The organism is Paenibacillus sp. USHLN196 (assembly GCF_037144955.1).
In the GTDB taxonomy this organism is placed as follows: Bacteria; Bacillota; Bacilli; order Paenibacillales; family Paenibacillaceae; genus Paenibacillus; species Paenibacillus xylanexedens_C.
In genome coordinates, this window is record NZ_JBBCYH010000004.1 from 499,416 (window position 1) to 518,603 (window position 19,188).

At 46.8% G+C, this 19,188-nt stretch carries 11 protein-coding genes; 9 read left to right on the forward strand and 2 right to left on the reverse strand.

From position 1 onward, the window contains the following. Positions 1-62 precede the first annotated feature (62 nt). The 4 genes from WFI24_RS12250 (at position 63) to WFI24_RS12265 (ending at position 11,209) form a co-directional block, all read left to right on the forward strand. Complete coding sequence (locus tag WFI24_RS12250; protein WP_336761051.1) at positions 63-2,396, forward strand: glycoside hydrolase family 95 protein; 2,334 nt, start codon at positions 63-65, stop codon at positions 2,394-2,396. 100 nt (positions 2,397-2,496) lie between these two features. Then, positions 2,497-4,029: a response regulator gene (locus WFI24_RS12255; RefSeq protein WP_336761053.1), complete on the forward strand. Its 1,533-nt coding sequence runs from the start codon at positions 2,497-2,499 to the stop codon at positions 4,027-4,029. 307 nt (positions 4,030-4,336) lie between these two features. Then, positions 4,337-8,917, forward strand: a complete 4,581-nt coding sequence (locus tag WFI24_RS12260) for an S-layer homology domain-containing protein (protein ID WP_336761055.1) — start codon at positions 4,337-4,339, stop codon at positions 8,915-8,917. A 180-nt stretch (positions 8,918-9,097) separates the two neighbouring features. Next, positions 9,098-11,209, forward strand: coding sequence for an alpha-galactosidase (locus WFI24_RS12265; RefSeq protein ID WP_336761056.1), 2,112 nt, complete (start codon positions 9,098-9,100; stop codon positions 11,207-11,209). Between the two features lie 68 nt (positions 11,210-11,277). On the opposite strand, the gene WFI24_RS12270 is transcribed toward WFI24_RS12265, so the two are convergent. Beyond that, the gene (locus WFI24_RS12270; protein ID WP_062322052.1) at positions 11,278-13,005 is read right to left on the reverse strand and encodes a cache domain-containing sensor histidine kinase; all 1,728 of its coding nucleotides are present in this window, start codon (positions 13,003-13,005) and stop codon (positions 11,278-11,280) included. Positions 13,006-13,258: 253 nt separating this feature from the next. On the opposite strand from WFI24_RS12270, the gene WFI24_RS12275 reads away from it, so the two are divergent. The 4 genes from WFI24_RS12275 to WFI24_RS12290 all read left to right on the forward strand — a co-directional run bounded on the left by WFI24_RS12275 (position 13,259) and on the right by WFI24_RS12290 (position 17,976). Then, entirely contained in the window at positions 13,259-14,215 is a 957-nt protein-coding gene (locus WFI24_RS12275; RefSeq protein ID WP_336761059.1) for an ABC transporter permease, read from the forward strand. A 28-nt stretch (positions 14,216-14,243) separates the two neighbouring features. Further along, on the forward strand, positions 14,244-15,134 hold the full coding sequence (locus WFI24_RS12280; RefSeq protein WP_062322048.1) for a carbohydrate ABC transporter permease: 891 nt from the start codon (positions 14,244-14,246) through the stop codon (positions 15,132-15,134). 132 nt (positions 15,135-15,266) lie between these two features. After that, a complete protein-coding gene (locus WFI24_RS12285; protein ID WP_336761061.1) occupies positions 15,267-16,871 on the forward strand; it encodes an extracellular solute-binding protein in 1,605 nt (534 codons plus the stop codon). Positions 16,872-17,028: 157 nt separating this feature from the next. Next, positions 17,029-17,976: a divergent polysaccharide deacetylase family protein gene (locus tag WFI24_RS12290; protein ID WP_336761062.1), complete on the forward strand. Its 948-nt coding sequence runs from the start codon at positions 17,029-17,031 to the stop codon at positions 17,974-17,976. On the opposite strand, the gene WFI24_RS12295 is transcribed toward WFI24_RS12290, so the two are convergent. Then, on the reverse strand, positions 17,951-18,736 hold the full coding sequence (locus WFI24_RS12295) for an N-acetylmuramoyl-L-alanine amidase family protein (protein ID WP_336761064.1): 786 nt from the start codon (positions 18,734-18,736) through the stop codon (positions 17,951-17,953). The two genes, WFI24_RS12290 and WFI24_RS12295, sit on opposite strands and share 26 nt — an antisense overlap. A 194-nt stretch (positions 18,737-18,930) precedes the next feature. Between WFI24_RS12295 and WFI24_RS12300 the strand changes: the two genes are divergently transcribed. Next, a complete protein-coding gene (locus WFI24_RS12300) occupies positions 18,931-19,149 on the forward strand; it encodes a YqzE family protein (protein WP_336761065.1) in 219 nt (72 codons plus the stop codon). The last annotated feature ends 39 nt before the right edge of the window (positions 19,150-19,188 follow it).

Sequence of the window (19,188 nt, forward strand, 5' to 3'; positions counted from 1 at the left end):
TTTGTCTATTTGTGGTAAAGAGTCTATTTCTAAAATAATTACTTTGGACTGGAGGACATGATATGACCGAATTTACTTTATGGTATTCAACTCCTGCAGCGGATTGGTCTCAAGGCCTGCCGCTGGGCAATGGAAGAATCGGAGCAGTGGTTATGGCATCTTCGCATCGTGAGGTGTGGACTATGAGCGAGGTTACCTACTGGTCTGGACAGATTGACCCGGAGTATCCTCCGGCGGGAGGCAAGGCTGCACTGGAAGATATGCGTAGCTATTTTTTCTCGGGCGACTATGATGAGGGAGATCGTCTTGCCAAACAGCATCTGCAGCCAAAGAAGCGTAATTTCGGTACCCATCTTGGATTATGTGAAGTTGTTATTGATTTTGAGAAGAGGAATCCGGGTTCTGATGAAGCTGGAAGCTTCCAACGTGAGCTGGATCTGACTCATGCACTGGCTGGGGCGTTCTGGAAAGATGACGACACCCCGATTCGACGTGAAGTTTTCGCTTCTCACGCCGATGATATAGTGGCCTCTCGAATTTGGAGCGAAGCTCCTGGTGACGTATCCTTTACGCTAGGTTTGGAAGGGGGAACGGAATCATTCAAGGTTGCAGTCTTAGATGACAACACGCTTGAATTCCAAGGACAGGCAACGGAGAATGTACATAGTGATGGAACTTGCGGCGTATGGGCCAAGGGCCTGTTGAAGTTGGTTGTATCCGGGGGGACCATCGCTAGGAAAGATGGAAACCGATTAACCGTGACTGGAGCGGATGAGGCATGGATTTATTTTAGTGTAAGCACAGATCATCGTCGTACAGATTCGGATTGGAAAACAGAGAGCAATTATACGCTGGTGAAAGCTTTAAATAAAGGTTATGCCTCCCTGAGGGAGGATCATATCCGCGATTACAGCCAGCAATATGACAAGGTAGATATTCAGCTCGGAATCAAGGAGAAATCCAGCTTGACTACAGATCAGCGTATTCGTTTGTTGGAACAGAGTGGTGGGGATGAAGATCCGCAGCTGTTCGCCTTGTTTTTCCAATATGGACGGTATCTGACCATTGCGGGATCTCGCGAGAACTCTCCGTTGCCACTCCATCTCCAGGGAATCTGGAACGACGGTGAAGCATGCCAAATGGGGTGGAGCTGTGATTATCACCTTGACGTGAATACTCAGATGAATTATTTCCCTACAGAGAGTACGAACCTGGGGAAGAGTCATCTTCCGTTATTTCGGTATGTTGAGAATCTGGCACAGGCGGGCAGGAAAACGGCTCGTCATGTGTATGGATGCGAAGGATGGGTCGCTCATGTCTTCTCCAATGTATGGGACTTTACGTTGCCTGGGTGGGAGACGTCTTGGGGGTTGAACGTTACAGGCGGATTGTGGCTAGCTACACATTTGATTGAGCATTATGAGTATAGTCTGGATCGTGTTTTCCTTGAGAATGTGGCCTATCCTGTACTTAAAGAATCTGCAGCCTTCTATCTGGACTATATGTGTGAGCATCCTCGGAACGGTTGGTTGGTGACGGGTCCTTCCAATTCGCCGGAGAATCATTTCTATCCTGGTAATTCGAGAGAGGGGGCACAGCAGCTGTCCATGGGAACAACAATGGACCAGATGCTGGTGCGCAGGCTCTTCGAATTTTGCCTTGATTCAGTTGAACTTTTGAATAAAGACGAGGAACTCGGACTCAGACTGGAAGAAGCAATTAGCAAGCTCCCGCCTCTACAGATCGGCAAGAAAGGCCAGTTACAGGAGTGGCTGGAGGATTATGAGGAGGTGCATCCGGAGCATAGACATTTGTCTCATATGTATGCGCTGTATCCTGACAATCAGATTACACCTGACCGTACACCGGAACTCAGTGCGGCAGCACGAGTAACGCTGGAGAACCGCATGGTCCAGGAAGAGCTGGAGGATGTTGAATTTACAGCCGCTTTGTTTGGACTGGGTTTTGCGAGACTGCACGATGGGGAGATGGCATATAAACACCTCTCACATTTGATCGGCGGCCTGTGCTTCGATAATCTGTTCACCTATTCCAAATCCGGAATTGCTGGTGCAGAGAGTAATATTTTTGTCGTTGATGGAAATTTCGGCGGTACAGCTGTCTTAGCGGAGATGCTGCTGCAAAGTTATGATGGCGAAATTCACCTGCTCCCAGCGTTGCCACAGGCATGGAGCACAGGCTCGATAACCGGGCTGAGAGCAAAAGGGAATGCCGAGGTTGACATCGTCTGGGAGAACGGACAGTTAATTTCTACGAACATTCACACGTTCTCGCCGGGGATGTTCACCATTTGTTGGGGCAAACATAGAACGATCCTTCATGCCGAAGCAGGCGAAAGTTACTATTTCAATAGCGACCTGGAGTTGGTAAAATAACGATCTATACTTGAAAATAACTTTTATATATATGGACCATGGTCCCACGGAGGGAAAAACATATAATAGAGACAGAAAGATACAAAGGGAGGGGACGTTGATGTACAGTATTTTTTTGGTAGACGATGAAGAACTGGGACTTGAGATGATGAGGGATTATATCCGGTGGGAAGAGATGGGGATCTATATCATGGGAACGGCGAGTAACGGCAGGGAGGCCTTGGAGAAGATTGAGGCCACCCAGCCTGATATCGTTCTTACCGATGTTCAGATGCCGATCATGAACGGTATTGATCTGGCGAGAAAGATACATGAGAGCTACGACTCGATCCAGGTGATGTTTCTGACCGGACACGATGAATTTCAATATGTAAAATCGGCCATCAACGTAGGGGCCGTGGGATATATGCTAAAACCTTTGGATTTAAAAGAAATTGAAAGCGTTATCAGTAAAGTTAAACAGCGTTGTGACGAAGTTGCAATGAAGAACCGTTCCATGGAGGCGGCTAAAGCCAATATCCTGAAGGAGTTATCTTACGAAAAAAACGAGGCACGTGCTACTGATCTTGCTTTTAGTTACAGCCGTCTAACCCGAAAATCGGAGACCACCCGATATGCAATGGCCTTGTTCAGTATTGATCCCAAGGAGGCTGAAGAGGAGCAGCAAAGTCTGGAGGAATGTACAGGTCGGCTGGTGTCTTTTCTCGACCATCTCTTCAAGGCGAAGAACATGAAAGCGATCTTTGTGGATTACAAGGAAGGAGAGACCGGTGTATTTATGGAAGCGGCGCACCAGCCAGGACATTATGCGTGGGAGGACTTGGCTGAGGCTATTCGTAGTGCTCTGGATTTTACGGTAACGGCAGCGGTAGGAGCACAAGAGACCGAGTTAGCCAATATTCACTGTCTGTACGAACAGACACGTATCGTTTTGAACGAGCGTTTCTATGAAGGTACAGGCACGATTATTCATGCGGAGACGCTTTCGAATCAATTGTATACGGAGCATATGCCCCCTTTTGAACAAAAGGAATGGTTTGAGGCCATTAACCGACTGGATTTTGAGTGGGCGGCACAGAAGCTGCACGGGTATATTGAGGGATTGGCATCACTGCGAGTCAAGAAGAAAATCATCTGTGATTGGTCGATAGATCTCGTTAATGAGCTGCTGGAGCAGCTTCATAAACCTGTTCCGAAGCGGGCTGAGTTGTATCATTCCATCTATAATTCGCTGACTCTACATGAGATCGAGGATCTGATTCTCGGTACTGCGGAGGATGCGGTGAGCATGTTAGGTGAGCGGTTTATGGACAAAAATGCAAAACTGATTCACAAGGTCCGCACCCTCATTGATCAGAATTACAATCAGCCGATTACCATCAACAGTCTGTCTGATCAGGTCTATTTGTCACCGAACTATTTAAGATCCATATTTAAGGAAAAAACAGGAATGACAATTCACGATTATCTGACACGCATCAGATTGGATAAAGCCAGGGAACTGCTGGCAGATGGCTCGCTCAAGATTCACGATATCGCGCAGACCGTGGGCTATGAGAGTACATCCTATTTTATTTCTCTATTCCTGAAGACACAGGGCGTAACACCCAACGAATACAGGAAAAGTATGTGACGATAGAGGCTGTCTGGTAATGCTGATATTGATCCTCCTGTTTTCCTTGAACATGATGTGGATAGGCTCCCTCTTACTAACCTGTGATATGGCAAATGAAAGAGGCTTTCCTGTATGAATAGTAACATTGTGGTATGGAACATCCCCCTCCTCCTTTTTACAATTAGGCATATAGGAAAGGAAGGAGGAGAGAGGGGATTTGTTTTAACCGCTTTTTATGAAAGCGATTACAAGCATTGGCTGTGAACCACTGCAGGAATAGGCATAGGGAGATCTAACTCAGTCATTAAAAAAATGGAGGCATGTTATGTTGGGACGGATGATGAAAAAGGGATTTGTGTTCTTAATCATGTTTTGTTTGATAACAGGCGGGGGCCAGTTTGTCTGGACAGCTCACGCCGATGATATGAATACCTATGAAGCTGAAGCCGAGGGGAATATTTTGCTTGGCAACGCGAAAATCTCTGATAGCCCGACGGCTTCAGGCGGCAAAAAGGTCGGAGGCATGTACCAAGGCAGTTCCTTGCAATTTAACAATGTCACTGTAAGTGAGACAGGTAATTATAAGATTTCCGTTTACTACATTTCAGGTGATTCGCGGCCATTCAATATTAGTGTGAACGGCGGGGAGAAGCAATTTGAAGAACCGCCCAAGACAGTCGACTGGGATACGGTGGGTATGTATGATGTGACCCTTCCGCTGAATGCCGGGTCGAACACGATCCTGATTGATGACAACAACTGGTATTCTCCCGACATCGACAAGATCGTGATCCGCGGTTTGGACAGTAGTCCTCCAGGGGAAGGAGGCGGAGACGACTGGAAGAAAAATTTGCATGGTGCAGTTATTGAGGCAGAAGCAGCCGACAATATATTGAAAGGCAATGCAAAGGTGGTGGACAGCAGTATCAGTTCAGGCGGGAAGAAAGTAACCGACCTGAACAAAAACAGTTCACTGCAATTTACGAATGTCAACGTACCGGCAGATGGTACATATTTGATCCGAATATCTTATATTTCCGGTGATCAGCGACCTGTCTATATGCAGGTGAACAATGACACGGATGAGATGATTGATCTGCCCAAAACGGCAAGTTGGGACACGATTGGCACGTATGATGTGGAGGTATCTCTCGATAAGGGTGTCAATACCATCACGTTCTCGGATCATGACTGGTACTCCCCTGATTTGGACCGAATTGAGGTGATTCCGTATACAATTAGTTATGAAGCCGAAGATTCGGACAATACGCTGACTGGTGAAGCGCGTATAACGGATAGCCCCACAGCATCAGGTGGCAAAAAGGTCGGATATCTGAATGGTGGGAGCTCCTTGACGTTCAATAAGATTATAGCCCCGATGACAGGTAATTACCGTGTTACGGTTGCCTATTTTTCCGGTGATCCGCGCAGTTTCTATGTCCGCGCAAATAACGGGGAAGAGCAGTTTCATGACCTGCCCAAAACATCGGACTGGGATACGTTAGGTACCTATGATCTTACGCTCCCATTAACGGAAGGCGAGAATACAATTACTTTTTCAGACAACAATGGCTATTCTCCCGATCTTGACAGGATTATCGTAGAGCCTGCGATAGAAACAGAACCCGAAAATCCAGGTGAAGAAAATGACGATCTGGGAACACCGGGTGACTCGCAACGATACGGGGATATCACGGTGACTGATTACACGTATGGCCTTCTGGTATCGAACGGACAATACGAAGTGTCTTATAATACCCAGACTGGATTCGTCGGATATAGCTGGGCAGAAGGGCAGAAGATGCGGGGGATTTTCAGCAGCATTAAACTTGGTGAGAGCCTTGTGGAAACCAAAGGTTATGAGAGTCATACGAGCGGTGGAACACCTGTGGAGATTCAGGATGGATTCGGCAAAGGCATTGAGTTGAACTTTGTTCATACGTCGACTGGCAAACCAACCCTGAAGCAGGTCTATCGGTTTTATGAAGATAAATTGTATTTCCTCAACCGTCTTGATGCCTTCAGTGATTCAGAGATCCAGAGTAATTACATGTCACCAATTACGGTTAAAAATACGGGCGGTGTGGATATCGGCGTCAGCTCGGATAATCGTGTACTTACGGTGCCTTTTGACAACGACGCCTGGATTCGCTACAAATCTCAAACCATGAACCGTGCGGATATCAGCTATGAGATGACAACAGTATTCAATAACTCGACACGTAACGGTCTGGTGATCGGTTCAGTAACCCATGACACCTGGAAGACCGGTATTGACTGGAAAGGCTCAGCTAATCGTCTGAATGAATTTGCTGTGTATGGTGGTGCAGCGAGTGACGTTACTCGCGATACTCAGCCACATGGCAGCCTGACTGGTACTGAACTGTCCTCACCACTGATTATGATAGGTGGTTTCAGTGACTACCGTACAGGACTTGAAGAATACGGTAAAGCCAATGCGATTATTACTCCTCCGCTGGCGTTGAATCCAGAGCTGCCACAAGGTGTTCCAGTAGGTTGGAATAGCTGGGGAGCTTATGATAGCGGGCTTTCGTATCAGAACGTAGTGGATGTATCCAATTATTTCAAGAACAATCTTAAGAAGTTCAACAATAACGGCAATGTATTCATTAATATGGATTCCTACTGGGACAATCTAAGTGATGCTGAGCTTGCCCAAGCCGTATCTGTCATTAAGGACAATGGTCAGCATGCAGGCATCTATTGGGGACCATTTGTGTATTGGGGCAACGATATGAGCCAAAAAGTAGATGGTACCAACGGGCAATATACGTATGGTGATATTGTTCTCAAGGATGCTGAGGGTAAACCTCTGCCGACACTGGATGGAGCATATGCACTGGATGTGACACATCCGGGGAGTCAAATGCGCATGAATTATTTTCTGGATAAGTTTAAATCACTTGGATTCACATTCATCAAACTGGATTTCCTAACCCACGGCTCACTGGAAGGTCGGCATTATGATACAACCGTGACGACAGGAATCCAGGCTTACAATGAAGGGATGCGTTATGTCGAAGAGCGATTGGATGGGAAAATGTTCATTAGTGCGTCCATTGCACCGATCTTTCCAAGTCAATATGCGCATAGCAGACGGATCTCTTGTGACACCTATGGCAAAATCAATGAGACGGAGTACATGCTCAATTCATTGACATATGGTTTCTGGCAAAATGGGACGATCTATTCTTATACAGATCCGGATCATTTGGTATTAAGCCGTGCTTCAAGCTTGGAGGAAGCGCGTAGCCGGGTGAATTCCGGTGTAATTGCCGGCACGGTGATGATGGATTCCGATGATGTGAACGATCCCAAGGCACAGGAATACATGACAGCATTGTACAATAATACGGATGTTCTTCAGGTGGCGCTGAAAGGCAAAGTATTCAAGCCGCTTGAAGGAAATACGAATGCAAATGCCGCAGATACGTTTGTTCTGAAAGACGGCAATGATTATTACCTCGCCGTATTTAATTACAGCGCCAATAGTTCAGCAAACAAAACGATTAATCTAGGTCGTGCCGGATTGAATGAATCCAAAACCTACACGTTAAAAGACTTGTGGACAGATGAGTCTTCGTCTGCCACGGGTGCATGGTCCATCTCGCTGGGACCGGCTGAATCGAAATTGGTTAAATTGACCGAGAAACCAGTCAATCCAGGAAACCCAGGAAACCCAAGCCATCCTGGCAACAATGGCAACAATGGTAACAATGGTAATAACAGTAATACTAGCGGGAACTCCGGAAACAGCACGGCTCAGGAGAACGATACAACAACACGGGTCATCACAGCCGATATGCTGAAGGTGGACAGTGAGGCAGGGAAAGTCGTTATAGACATCAAGGCTAGTACTCAGGAGCTGCAACTGTCATCAGCTGTCTTACGCCAACTCGGCAACCATACACTGAAAGTGAAATCAGGCAAGTTAACTTTGCAAGTACCTGCGAGTTTGTTCCAGCAGCTACTGAGCAAGCTACCAGCGGGGCAGCAGGAAGATAGTACGATTTCCCTGAAAATGGTCCCGCTTGGCAGCAAGGCCAAGGAGGTCATTGCTGCAGTAGAATCATCTTCCCGGGCAACGGTTACCCTTAAGGGAGAAATCGTTGAATTTAGCCTTTCGGCAACAACTAAATCAGGTACAACCGAAACACTCGCTGCGTTTGATCACCCGGTTACGCTGAGCCTGGCAGCGGCTGAAGGCTTCGACCCTTCACAGGGAGGAATATATTATATTAACAAAAATGGGACATTGGAATTTCTCAAATCAGATTACGTGAATGGCTTATTAACGACTAAAGTGAGCCACTTCAGCAAGTATGCCGTTCTGGAACTGGATCGGACGTTTACCGATGTTCCGGCCAATCATTGGGCCAGCACTGTAATCAAGGAGTTGGCAGCAAAGGGCTATGTTGAAGGCACACATGTAGATCAATTTGAGCCAGGTCGTGCTGTCACCCGTGCTGAATTCACCACTATGCTCGTGCATTCCCTGGGGCTGACTGTAGCAGGGGAAGTACACTTTACAGATGTAGCGACAGATGACTGGTACGCGGAACCCATCTCGATTGCGACCCAAGCCGGTATTGTAAACGGCCGAAGCGCAACCCGTTTCCAGCCGGACGCACAGATTACCCGAGAGGAAATCACGGTGATGCTGATGAAAGCCTATGAGCGGAATGTTGGGAAAGTACCGCCTGTAGGTTCTACAGACATCTTGTTTACAGATATGGCTCAGGTTTCTTCATGGGCAACGGATTCGGTGAAGCATGCAGCCCAATTGGGACTGGTCCAAGGCCAAAGACAGGGACAGTTTGTGCCTAAAGGGATTGCTTCCCGGGCAGAAGCGGCTCAGGTCATCTATAACCTGATTTTGAAGTAAGCTTTAAGGCTGCGAATTATATCGCAGCCTTATTTTCACAATTTTGAGATGACAGATGATTTCCCCTATGGATTGTAAGATTGCGATATGGCTAATCCGCCTGCTGCTTCCTACAATAATATGTATGTTCACAACACACAGCATATAGGTACCAAAACACGGAACCTGAAAGGGGTAAACATGACGATTCAATATCATGAACAATTGCGTATATTTGCAATACAGACACAACATTCATCCTATATTTTCGGAATTAATGAGAGAGAACACCTACAGCATCTGTATTGGGGAGATCCAGTGAGTATCGAGGACAGCGCTCCTTTGCTCCATCTACAATCCCACAGCTCTTTTGACGCGGAAGTGGAAGGAGAGGCGGAGGAGTACAGCTTCTGGGGAGGCGCATCTTATACAGAGCCATCTCTGAAACTGCGCATGCCTGATGGTGTCCGCGATCTTCAGGTTAGGTATGACCGTCACGAGGTTATTGAACAGGATGGCAGACAGACGCTGATTATTACGTTGAAGGATCAGGTGTATGCACTTGAAACGCAGCTGGTCTATCGGGTCATCCCGGAATTCGACCTGGTGGAGCGTTATGCCAATATCATAAATACGGGGCAGGAGGATATTGTGCTGGAAAGCATGCAATCCGCAGCCTGGACTTTGCCATATCTCCAGGATTACCGCCTGACGCATGTTACGGGGAAATGGTCGGGTGAATTCCAACTGCGCAATACCATTTTGACAGAGGGAAAAAAGGTACTTGAATCGCGGAGAGGTTTCACTGACGGTCATGCCAACCCATGGTTTGCGATTGATGATGGTCTTTCCACAGAAAGCGGCAGTGGGGTATGGTTTGGTGCCCTTGCCTGGAGCGGCAACTGGAAGATTGTTGCGGAGAAGACCCCATTCACGCATGTACGGGTAACAGGTGGCATCCATGATTTTGACAATGAATGGTTGCTGGGTGCGGGCGAAACGTTTGAGACGCCTGTCTTTGTCGGCGGATTCAGCCCAGAAGGCTTTGGCGGCATGAGCCAGCGCTTGCATCAGTACCAATACAATTACATACTGCCGCGCAGTGAAATCGGTAAAGTGCTGTACAACTCCTGGGAAGCTACCTATTTCGATGTTAATGCCCAGGACCAAATGGCGCTTGCCGAAAGAGCAGCCAAAATGGGTGTGGAACTATTCGTTGTGGATGATGGCTGGTTTGGGCAGCGGCATTCCGACCGTGCGGGGTTGGGCGACTGGAACGTGAACAAAGAGAAGTTCCCGAACGGACTTGTTGAGCTGATTGACCGGGTTCACGGACTGGGGATGGAGTTCGGCATATGGGTGGAGCCGGAGTCGGTTAACCCGGATAGTGATCTCTATAGAGCACATCCGGACTGGGTATATCATTTTGAGACCCGGGGACGTACGGAGCTTCGCAATCAGCTGCTGCTGAACATTTCCAAGCCGGAGGTCAAGCGATACATTATCAATTTTATGACCGAACTGCTTGGCAATCATGAGATTAAGTTCATTAAATGGGACATGAACCGGACCATCACGGAGCCGGGCATGAAGGGTCACCCCATTAACCGCCAGAAAGAAGTATGGGTAAGGCATGTCCACAGTCTGTATGATATCTGGTCACAGCTGCGAGCCAAGTTCCCGCATGTGGAGTTTGAGACTTGCGCAGGAGGTGGCTCGCGGATTGATCTGGGCATCTTCCGTTATGCCGACCAGTCCTGGCCGAGTGACAATACGGATGCGTTCGACCGTTTGAGCATTCAGGAAGGCTTCTCGTATACGTACGTACCACGAATGATGACCTGTTGGGTAACCGAGTCACCTACAGGAATGAATGGTCGAAACGTCTCGTTGAAGTATCGTTTCCACAGTGCAATGATGGGCACACTTGGCATTGGCTTCAATCTGAACGAGTGGAGTGATGAATGGATTGAACAGTCCGGGGAATTCATCGGTCAGTACAAAGCCATTCGTCACCTAGTGCAATTCGGCAGACAATTCCGCCTGACTTCGCTTCGCCATAAGGGGGTTACTGCTGTCCAGTACAGTGATGCTGCCGCAAGTGACCAAGTGCTGTTCGCTTTTCTTCACTCGCAGAAGCTGGGTGAAGCGTTGCCTAGACTCCGTTTGGCAGGCCTTCAGGCTGACAAGACCTATCTCATTGAAGAACTGGGGTTAACGGTCAGTGGCCGTGCTCTGATGAACATCGGGGTGGAGCTGCCTCTGCGCGGCGATTTCGACAGCCTGGTGTATCGTATTCGTGAGCAGGTATAATAGGATGTTGTAGAACGGTTTAAAAGGAGTGCTTTGTAGGCCGGTAACGGCTGCATCGCACTCCTTTTTTATTGGATCTCTTTTTGCGGCAGACGGATCTGTACGGTAGTTCCCATACCTAGCTTGCTATACACTTTAACACCGTAGTATTCACCAAATTTCAGTTTAATCCGCCGATCCACATTTGAAATGCCATACCCCCGTCCTTCTTTCTCTTCAAACAAAGCCTCAAGCTTCTCTCGCCGCATGCCCATTCCGTCGTCTATAACCGATAAGATGATACTATTGTTCTCGATGACACCCTTGATATGGATATTTAGAGGCCGATCCTGATTCCAAAGAGCGTGAATGACTGCATTCTCCACAAAAGGCTGTAACGCAAGCTTTACGGTCGAGTAGGGCAGGATCGATTGATCTATCGTGTAGATGATGTTCAGCTTGCCCTTAAACCGAATAAGTTGAATGGCATTATAACTCTGGGTCAGTTTCAGCTCCTCATTGATGGTCAGGATGCTCTTTCCTTTGTTCAGGGATATCCGATAAAACTTGGCCAGGTGAAGAACCATATCCTGAATCTGTGGATCCTGATGCTTCACAGCCAGAGAAGAGATCGAACCGAGTGTATTATACAGAAAATGAGGATTGATCTGAGCTTGAAGCAGGTCCAGTTCGGCTTCCTTGCTCTGTAGTTCCTTCTGATATACTTCGGTAACCAGACTTTTCAACCGGGTTGTCATCTGTTCGAATGCAAAGTGAAGCTGTCCGATCTCATCACTGCCCATTTGCTCCTCATGAGTAGGGTTGAAATCCCCCCGCTCAATCCGCCGAATCATCCGAATTAACGTCCTGATGCGATTGCTAAACAGCGAAGCAGTAATATAGATGAGCAGCAGCGCCACGCCGATGAAGCCCAGAGAAATTTTGATAATGAGCTGAGAGAGGGACTTAGCATCCTTGATAATACTGTCATACGGGAAGATGGACACCGTTCTCCAGCCATTTTTGAGCGTGTTATAGACGGCTAGAGCCTTCACGCCTTGATATGTTGTATCAAATCTGCCTGAAGGCGTCTCGTCAAAATTCTGATGAAGCAATTCGGGCAGGCTTGTATTGATTAACTGTTTGTCCGCTGAAGACAGAATCATACCCTTGTCATTGATAATAAAAATATCTTTGCCACCTGCTTCTTTTTCCATGAGAGAATAGATGACCGACTCCGAAATTTGAAAGACCAGCATCCCGTAGGGGTACTGATTACTATTGTTGTTCAGCAGCCGGGCGAGTGTAAACATGGCAGGACCGTTCTCTGTCTGCGGCGTGGAGAGATGAATAATGTTCCCATAGGATTGCTGCAGCTTGTGAAACAGTTCCGTGTCCTGAACTTCCGGTGTGATCGGCCGGATATAATAATTGTCTTTGGGCAGCGACGGATTATCCGAATAAATGAATGCGCTATCAAAATCAGGGTAGGCAGCCATCACGGTGTCGATTCGATTGCCAATATAATTATAGACATCCAGATAAGATGGATCATCCTGATACTCGTTTGTAAGGTAATTGGCAAGGCGGTTATCCAAATAAATGGAGGCGGAAATGTGTTCGTAGCTATCCAGTTTGTTCTCCAGATTTTTAGTGATTTGAGCCGTTGAGTTCGTCATATTGATGTAGATCTGCTCAGTAAGCTTCGTTTTGGTGAGCTCATAGGAAAAATAAACCAACAGCATCATCGGGATGATGGTAACTAGTACAAATACCATAAACAGTTTGGAACGAAAACTCAGGTTTACAAAAGGCATGTACATATATCTTCTATACAATTGGCGCATCTGAAAGCCCTCTCTTGACTGAAAGTTCGTTGCACAGTTCATCATAGCAGAGTGAATATGGAAATCCAATCCTCTCTTTTGCACAAAAACATCTTTAAAAAGCGGTATCTTTCGGAGAATTCGACTATAGCGAGTGAACCGTGTCAAATTTATGATAATAGGAGAGAAGATGAATCCAGATATGGCCGGCCATGCTGCTGTATAGAAAAAGGGAGGGTACTTAATGCATAAGGTAAGCGCTATCAAAATAGTCAGGAGCAATAATCTGATAAGCAGACTAAAAGAGCAAAAATGGTTATTCGTGCTTATGCTTCCTGCCTTCATTGCGACATTGCTATTTTCCTATGGTCCGATGTTTGGACTATATATGGCGTTTACAAATTATCAGCCGGGTGGGGGATCGTTCTTACATCAGTTCTTCCATGCCGAATTTGTAGGTTTCCAGTGGTTTGAGTATTTCTTTACTACAGGGGATTTCTATCGGGTTATGCGTAATACGCTAGCGACAAGCTTGCTGACATTGTTCTTCGGATTTCCTGCGCCAATCATCCTTGCGCTTGTACTGAATGAAGCGAGACAGGGATTTTTCAAACGTTTTGTACAGACGGTTTCTTATCTGCCGCATTTTATCTCATGGGTTATTGCAGCCAACATTGTGATTACGCTGCTGGCTTCGGATGGAATGCTTAACAATATTCTGGTTCTGCTGGGCATTGTCAAAGAACCAGTTGCGTTTTTGCAAAACGGGCCTCTGTTCTGGTGGATTATCGCATTGTCGAACATGTGGAAAGAGATGGGGTTCAGTGCCATTATGTATCTTGCTGCAATCGCTTCCATTAATCCGGAGCTCTACGAAGCGGCCAGGGTGGACGGAGCCAGCCGATTCAAGCAAATGTGGCATATAACGCTGCCATCCATGCGCCCTACAATTGTCATATTGGCTATTCTCGCGGTCGGAGGCATTTTGAATGCAGGATTTGAACAGCAATACCTGCTGCAAAATAATACTGTGCTTGAATACTCCGAAGTTATTGATATTTATGCTTACAAATACGGACTACAAAACAGCATGTTCTCTTATGGTGCTGCTGTGGGAATGTTCAAATCCGTTGTTGCCTTCATTCTTGTCCTTATCGTGAACCGGATTTCCAGAAAAGTGAACGACCAGGCGTTGTTCTAACTACAAAAGACAGAGGGGAGCGCTTGTAATGATTCTGAACCGATTCGGGGATCGTATTTTCAAAATTATTGTATATTTCATTCTTATTCTCGTATTACTGGTTACATTTCTTCCGTTTTGGAATATACTCGTTCTTTCATTGAACAGCGCGGAGGATACGGTGCGAGGCGGCGTTTATCTGTGGCCCAGAGATCTGACCTTGGACAGCTATCAGCAGATTTTGAAAGATAGCGAGATTTTAAGCGGGCTGTGGGTAACCGTCAAACGAACGCTGATTGGTGCACCGCTATCGGTTCTCGTCATTACGATGCTTGCGTATCCGCTAAGTCGGCGGAATCTAATTGGTCGCAAAGGCTGGAACCTGTACTTTATCTTTACCATGTATTTCAGTGGCGGACTGATTCCGTTCTACATGGTGCTTAAGGCGCTGAATATGATCGATACCTTTTCGGTGTTCATTTTGCCAAGTTTGATGAATGTCTTCTATATGATCATTGTTCGTACTTTCATGGAACAGCTCCCCCATGAGATTGAAGAATCGGCGAGGGTAGACGGTGCTAACGATCTGACCATTTTCTTCCGAATTGTGATGCCGCTGACAACACCTGTACTTGCAACAGTGGGACTTTTTCAAGCGATAGGGCATTGGAATGCGTGGTTTGATTCCTATGCGTTCACCTATAGTTCGGATCTGAAGACTCTGCAAGCCGTGCTCGTGAAAATATTAAATCAATTTCAGACCGGTGGCATGATTTCGCAAACGCAAATGCTGGCCAACTCGGCCAAACGAAATGCGGTTTCCAGCGATACCATTCGAATGGCTGCTACGATGGTAGCCACATTACCAATCGTGATGGTGTATCCGTTCCTGCAAAAGTACTTTGTTAAAGGTATGACTTTGGGAGCGGTAAAGAGTTAAGCGATTCCATGATCCGGTTGTGGGACGGACTCGTCCTGCGACCTCTCCTGAAAGGGGGTGGGCCAAGATTGTTTTGTAATTGCTCGATCATGCACTTTAGGAATTTATTCATTGGGAGGAATTAGGGTGTCAATGATAAAGACAAAAAAATGGATTACTATGGGTATGACTGCTGCATTAGTCGTTGGTTTGTTAGCGGGCTGCTCCTCTAACGATGGAGAGAACAAAACAGCAGGTAAAGATGGGGAACAAGGCCCGATTACGCTGACCTGGTTTGATGGCAATACCAAAGGAGAACCATTTACCGATGCAGTTGCCCAGGAAATTACCAAAAAGACGGGCATAGAGATTTCCATCCAACAGCCAACGGGGAATCCAACAGAAAAACTGAGCCTGATGCTCGCGAGTGGTGACTATCCGGATGTGGTAGTCATGAGCCGGGGAGATGCTTCCCTCGACAAATACATTTCAAGTGGGGCATTCATTCCACTGGATGAGTTAATTGAGAAATATGGTTCTGATCTGAAAGAAATGTACGGAGATACCTTGACCAAAACACGTAATACCGACGGCAAGAACTACTATCTGGCCAACTGGTATGGACTCGACAGTGATCCGGTCTTCGGTATGCTGATGAGACAAAGCCTGTTGGAAGAGTTTCTTCCGGACAAAGCAGATGGTTCACAGCACCTCACAACAGACGAATTCGAAGCACTCCTGAAAAACTTTAAAGAGAAATATAGCACGATTGATGGCAAAGAGTCCATTCCGATGACGATGAACGGGGAGAACATGGGCGCGAATCTCGGAACATTCAAAGGCATGTGGGGTTTAAAGACATATTATGACAACAACGGACGTCTGCAATATGATGTAAAGGACCCCAAATATCGCGAGATGCTGTTATACATGAATCGCTTATATAGAGAAGGTCTGATTGAAAAGGAATTTGCGATTAGCAAAACACAGACCTGGATTCAAAAGCTGACGACTGGTGCGGTATTTGCTACCCCAGGTGCATACTGGGACCCGGGGAACGGCAATGCGGCCTTGAAGAAGGATGGCGGGGAAAAGAATCAACTCTTTGCTTACAAAGTTGTTGCTCCAGGTGTAGATCCAGCTCAAACAACGTTTGGCCCAAGAAGTTCGCTTGGATGGGACGCGATCGCGATTACCAAAAACAACAAACACCCGGAAGAAACGATAAAGCTGTTTAATTATCTGGCGAGTGATGAAGGACAGCATTTGCTGCTGTGGGGCAAGGAAGGCGAACAGTACACCATGGTGGATGGCAAGCGACAACCGAAACCTGAATTCCTGCAAAGCTTCAAGGATAATTGGGATGATACGGTGAAGAAAAGCGGCGTTCGTAAATGGTTATGGTTTATCAAAAATGGTCTGGACCCGAACGGACAGCCGTATGACATGGCGGTTAAATTCCAGCGAAGTGAAGTGGATGAACTGGCCATTAAGAGTCTTGGGGACTCCGTATGGGACACGGCGCAGTATGACAACCTGAATCCAGATGGGGGAACACCTCAAGCTCTGACGGCACAGAAAGTGAAGGATATTATGGATCAGAGTATTACGAGAGCTATTATTGCCCCAAGTGAGGCCGAAGCCAATTCCGTATTCGACAAGATGCTGGAGGATATGAAAAAGGCTGGCGATGAGAAAGTGGAAGATATCATCAACGAGAAATATGGTCAGCGTATGGAGCTATGGTCTACCAAATAATTGAAGGATAATTTTGGTAATAAGAAGCGTCCTGGCAGTGGTTAGGGACGCTTCTTATTTATGGGCACATTGCTGGAATGAACAGGCTTTATTTGTCTACATATTCCCCCTTCATTGTTCAAATAATGATGGGACAGAACAAAGGAGGGAACGATGGATGAATAATGCCGGTCGAAAAGGATGGTCCTGCACCTGGAAATATAAAATGTCAATGGTACTCACAAGTACGGTATTCATGGTGTACGGTGTAGGCCTCTCTGCCAGCAGTGCGGAACCACGGATTCCTTCTGGGCAGACACCAGAACAAATTACAACGGAGCAGACCTCAATAAAAGTACCTAGTTCAACTTCAGGTCATTTATTACAAACTCTGGCAGACAAATCGCAGCCTAAACGAATGGCAATTATCATTGATGACGTGGGTAACAACATGAAGGGAACGGATGAAATTCTGGCGATGCCAATCAAACTGACTGTGGCCGTAATGCCTTTTCTGCCAACAACGAAGAAAGATGCGATTGCAGCACATGAAAAGGGAATGGATGTGATTGTGCACATGCCCATGGAACCCAAGAAAGGAAAACCTGAGTGGCTAGGCCCAGGCGCAATCACATCCAAGCTTACGGATGAAGAAGTCCGCGAACACGTAGAGAAAGCGATAGATGATGTGCCCCACGCGATTGGAATGAACAATCATATGGGCTCCAAAATCACTTCTGACAAACGCATCATGTCGATTGTGCTCGACGTATGCAGGGAACGAGGCCTTTTCTTTGTGGACAGCCGTACGAATTTTCGCTCCGTAGCGGGTCAACTCGCGATATCCAAACATATGCCACCTGTGGGCAATGACATTTTCCTGGATGATCAAAACTCGAAGCAGCACATTCGCAAGCAAATGGATCTGGCAGCTCAGCGTGCGATTGACAAGAATATATGTGTCGTCATTGGTCATGTCGGCCATACGGGGTTGAACACATCTGCTGTAGTTCGTGAATCGATCTCCCGTCTTCAGGGTCAGGTTGAGTTTGTAGGTATTGGTGATCTGGTGCGCGAAGTGTGGAACTGGCATGCTGCTCCTACACTACCGACAGGTAATAAATAATGCCATTAGCGATGGATTGGGCGATTCGTTTTTGCTCCGTTGGATCACTCATTCTGGCTCGATCTTCGGCATTACTCAAAAAGCCGGTTTCGACGATGACAGCAGGTTGCTTCACGTAATTCAACATATAGAAGGGCTTACCCCACACAACTCCGCGCCTAGTACCGCACAAATCGTTCATCGCATCCTGAATGGATTGGGCCAGTAGATAGCTCCTGCCCTCCTTCTGGTGCAGTATCACTGGGCCGTGTGTAGTGGATCTGGGACTCCAGTTCGCGTGGATGCTGACTACGATATCTGTACTCACTTCTTCGCTGAGGCTTTTACGTTGGGCAAGATCCCTGGTATGACGGGAGCGGCTATTCAGCCAGCGGTTCTCATCACTAAGTGCATAATCACCAAGTCGGTTAATAATGACGGCATAACCTTTGCTGCGAAGCAGGAGATACACCTTTTGGCTAATGGCGAGGTTAACGTCTTTCTCCAGCACACCTTGGGCTGATGTACCACCGTCAATACCGCCATGGCCCACATCGAGCAGGATGACAGGTGCTGCAAAGGCATGATGACTTGAGCGATAAGCATCTCCATCGGTCACTGGTAGCATGGATGGACTGTTCTGAGCTGGGGTGGAATGATCTGAACTTTGTGTTGCGGCAAGATCAAGATAGGCTGCTTTTCCATGAGCGCTATGTGGCAGGATGGGAAGGAACTGGAAGCTGATCAGCAAGGCTAACGAAGCGGTCAGCAGCTTATACATGGGAATACACACTCCTTCATGAAATAGGCATCGGATGCAGATTAATGACTGTATGGATACCTTTGGCATTAGACTGTGCATTTTGAGGGTTTTCATACCCCTTTCAATAAGAAATGTTTAACCATGGTACATCCTGCACACACTAGAACTATCGTAAGCTCCGCGAATGTACAGGAGCGAAGGGGGCATAGGTTATGGCCAAAAGTGATGAATTGGTAAAATACATTACGCAGCGTGTAGTTCATTATATTGACACGCCGAAGGATGAGCGGAAAGGTCGCGCCAAAAAGAAAGAGCCGTGGGCCATGAAGTGGTTCGGTATGATTCCATTCGCTGTATCCCTGTGGATAGGCAAAAAGGAAAAAAAATTGGATACAGAGTCTCATAAACGAAGTTCTTCGGGCAAAGGGTGACTACCGTTAACTTAATTTCGCGAATGTAAAACCAAAAGA